The sequence below is a fragment of the Inquilinus sp. OTU3971 genome (assembly GCF_038440215.1).
On record NZ_JASATH010000360.1, the window covers coordinates 1 to 3,556 of the forward strand.

The 3,556-nt window shown below is 71.7% G+C and carries 2 protein-coding genes; both read right to left on the minus strand.

Features of this window, described 5'->3' with window-relative positions; genetic code table 11:
* The coding region (alaS, locus tag AAHM41_RS39555; protein WP_342242133.1) for an alanine--tRNA ligase at positions 1-2,636 on the minus strand (2,636 nt) is incomplete at its 3' end.
* Positions 2,637-2,975: 339 nt separating this feature from the next.
* A partial coding sequence (locus AAHM41_RS39560) for a hypothetical protein (protein WP_342242134.1) occupies positions 2,976-3,556 on the minus strand: 581 nt, incomplete at its 5' end.

The following is a 3,556-nucleotide window of genomic DNA, read 5'->3' on the forward strand; positions in this document are numbered from 1 at the left end:
CCCCCCCCCGCGGCCCGTCCCGGGGCGGCGGGGGCCCCACCCGCCCCCCCCGCCTGCGCCATATCCGGGCGACCCCCACCGCCCTTGCCGCCGGCCGCCTCGGCCGCGGCGCGCACCAGCGCCACGGCATCGAACCGCCCGGTCAGATCCTCGGTCACGCCGATGCAGACCGACAACTTGCCTTCGGCCCGGCCGACCAGCGCGACCACGCCGGAGCCGAGCTGCTGCTTCAGAGCGTCGGCCATCGGCTTCAGCTCGCGCGCCGGCAGGTCGTCGACGATCCGGCCGGTGAACTTGACCCCGCCGATGTCCTTGACCTCGGGCCCGGCCCCGCCGCTGCCCGCCGTCGCCAGCTTGCGCCGCAGGTCGGAGACCTCGCGCTCCAGCCGCCGCCGCTCCTCGACCAAAGCGGCCAGACGGGCCGGCAGCTCGTCCGGCGTCACCTTCAGCGCCGCGGCGGCGTCGGCCAGCAGCGTGTCGCGATGGGCGGCATAGGACACCGCGCCTTCGCCGGTCACCGCCTCGATCCGGCGGATGCCGGCGGCGACCGCCCCTTCCGAGACCAGCCGGAAGGCGCCGATATCGCCGGTGCGGCCGACATGGGTGCCGCCGCACAGCTCCTGCGAATAGACCCTGTTGCCGTCCTGGCCCATGCCGACGACGCGCACGGTGTCGCCGTATTTCTCGCCGAACAGCGCCATGGCGCCGGCGGCGATCGCGTCCTCCGGCGTCATCAGCCGGGTGGTGACCTCGGCGTTCTCGCGGATCCGGGCATTGACCTCGGCTTCGACCGCGACGATGTCCTCCGGCGTCAGCGGCCGCGGCTGGCTGACGTCGAAGCGCAGCCGCTCCGGCGCCACCAGCGAGCCCTTCTGGGTGACGTGCTCGCCCAGCCGGCGGCGCAGCGCCGCATGCAGCAGATGGGTGGCCGAATGGTTGGCGCGGATGGCGCCGCGGCGGGCATGGTCGACCTTCAGCTCGACCGCGTCGCCGAGCTTCAGCGTGCCGGCCTGGACCGTGCCGATATGGGCCCACAGCACGCCGGCCTGCTTCTGGGTGTCGCGCACCGCGACGGTGACGCCGCCGGTGCCCCCGGCCAGGGTGATCGCGCCGGCGTCGCCCATCTGGCCGCCGCTCTCGGCATAGAACGGGGTCTGGTTGACCAGGACCACGACCTCGGCGCCCGGCCCGGCCTGGTCGACGACCTGGCCGTCGACCACCAGCGCGGTGACGACGCCCTCGGCCACCTCGGTGTCATATCCAAGGAATTCAGTGGGTTCGAGCTTTTCCTTCAACTCGAACCACAAGGCGCCGGTGGCCGCCTCGCCGGAGCCGGCCCAGTTCTTCCGGGCCTCGGCGCGCTGCCGCTCCATCGCCGTGTCGAAGCCGGCGGTGTCGACCGTGCGGCCCTGGCCGCGCAGCACGTCCTGCGTCAGGTCGAGCGGGAAGCCGTAGGTGTCGTACAGCTTGAACGCCACCTCGCCCGGCAGGGCCTGGCCGGAGCCGAGCCGGCCGGTCTCGTCCTCGAGCAGGCGCAGGCCGCGGTCGAGGGTCTGCTTGAAGCGGGATTCCTCCAGCTTCAGCGTCTCGGTGATCAGCGCCTCGGCCCGCACCAGCTCGGGATAGGCGGCGCCCATCTGGCGCACCAGCGCCGGCACCAGCCGGTACATCACCGGGTCGCGCGCGCCGATCAGATGGGCGTGGCGCATGGCCCGGCGCATGATCCGGCGCAGCACGTAGCCGCGGCCCTCGTTCGACGGCATGACGCCGTCGGCCATCAGGAACGACGTCGCGCGCAGATGGTCGGCGATCACCCGGTGGCTGATCTTGTGCGGGCCATCCGGGTCGCTGTCGGTGGCATCGGCCGAGGCCTCGATCAGGGCCCGCATCAGGTCGATGTCGTAATTGTCGTGCTTGCCCTGCAGCACGGCGGCGATGCGCTCCAGCCCCATGCCGGTGTCGATCGACGGCCGCGGCAGGTCGACCCGCGTCTCCTTGGTGACCTGCTCGTACTGCATGAAGACGAGGTTCCAGATCTCGATGAACCGGTCGCCATCCTCGTCCGAGCTGCCCGGGGGGCCGCCGGCGATGCCGGGGCCGTGGTCGAAGAAGATCTCCGAGCACGGGCCGCAGGGGCCGGTGTCGCCCATCGCCCAGAAATTGTCCGAGGTCGGGATGCGGATGATCCGGTCGTCCGGCAGGCCGGCGATGCGGCGCCACAGCCCGGCCGCCTCGTCATCGGTGTGGTACACCGTGACCAGCAGCTTGTCCTTGGGCAGGCCGTATTCCCTGGTGATCAGGCCCCAGGCCAGATCGATCGCCCGTTCCTTGAAATAGTCGCCGAAGGAGAAATTCCCCAGCATCTCGAAGAAGGTGTGGTGCCGGGCGGTGTAGCCGACATTCTCGAGATCGTTGTGCTTGCCGCCGGCGCGGACGCATTTCTGCGAGGTGGTGGCGCGCTGGTAGGGCCGGGTCTCCATGCCGGTGAAGACGTTCTTGAACTGCACCATGCCGGCATTGGTGAACAGCAGCGTCGGGTCGTTCCGCGGCACCAGCGGGCTGGATGCCACCACCTCGTGGCCGTTCTCGCCGAAGAAGTCGAGGAAGGTCGAGCGGATGTCGTTGACGGTCTGCATCGGGGATGGTCGGCCTGGGCGTCTTGGTGGTGCGGCCCCGGAGAACCCGACGGCCGAGCCGACGCTTGTAGCGCGCCGGGGCGACCGCTGTCCAGGAAGGGACGCGGTTGAAACGTTGCCGATGTCATGCCGTCCGCCTGCGCCGCGGCGGTGGCCGTGGCGGACTCCCTGGGCTGCGCCAGGGGCATCGGTCGGACGCATCATTTTCGGCACCAGGCCGCCCCCTCACCCTCCCGTCGCCAACGCGACGGGTCCCTCCCTCTTCCAAGGAGAGGGGAAGCGCTTTCAGGTGAGGGGTGGCCCAGGCCCATCCGGCTGGCCGGTCATCCGGCTGGTCGGTCACCCGGTGTCGGGTTCCTTCGGCTCCCGGTAGGCGGCGTCGAAGTCGATGCCGAGGGAGGCACAGAGGCGTTGGGCGGCCCGCATCGGGGGCTCGGCCTCGATCAACGCTTCGACGTCGGGCTCCTGGAGCCGGGCTTCCAGCCCGGCCCGGAGGGCGGGGACCCGGTCGGAGGCGATGCCGTCGAGCGTGTGCTGCATCAGCTCGTGCAGCCGGGCCCGGCGCCGCTTGCGGATCGTGGCCGGGGTGGTGGCGGCCGGCGGCGGAAAGGGCTGGTCGGACCAGTCGGTGGCCCGGCGGCTCCATTGCTCGGACAGGCGAAGGCCGCAGGCCAGGCCGGCGATGACCGAACCGACCGGCCGGTCCTCGACCCGGTCGTCCTCGTCGCCGTAAAGCTCGTCGAGCTGGTCGCGCATCTCGGTGATGCGGAATTCGGCCTCCTCGAGATCCCGGGTCGACCCGGCGGCATCCCAGATCAGGGCGAAGAGGGCCTCGGTGACGTGGCTGCGCTGGCGGGCGCGGCGGGCCTTGCGGTCGGCCTTGTCGCCGCCACAGAGGTCGGCGGCGGCGCGGGCCCGCA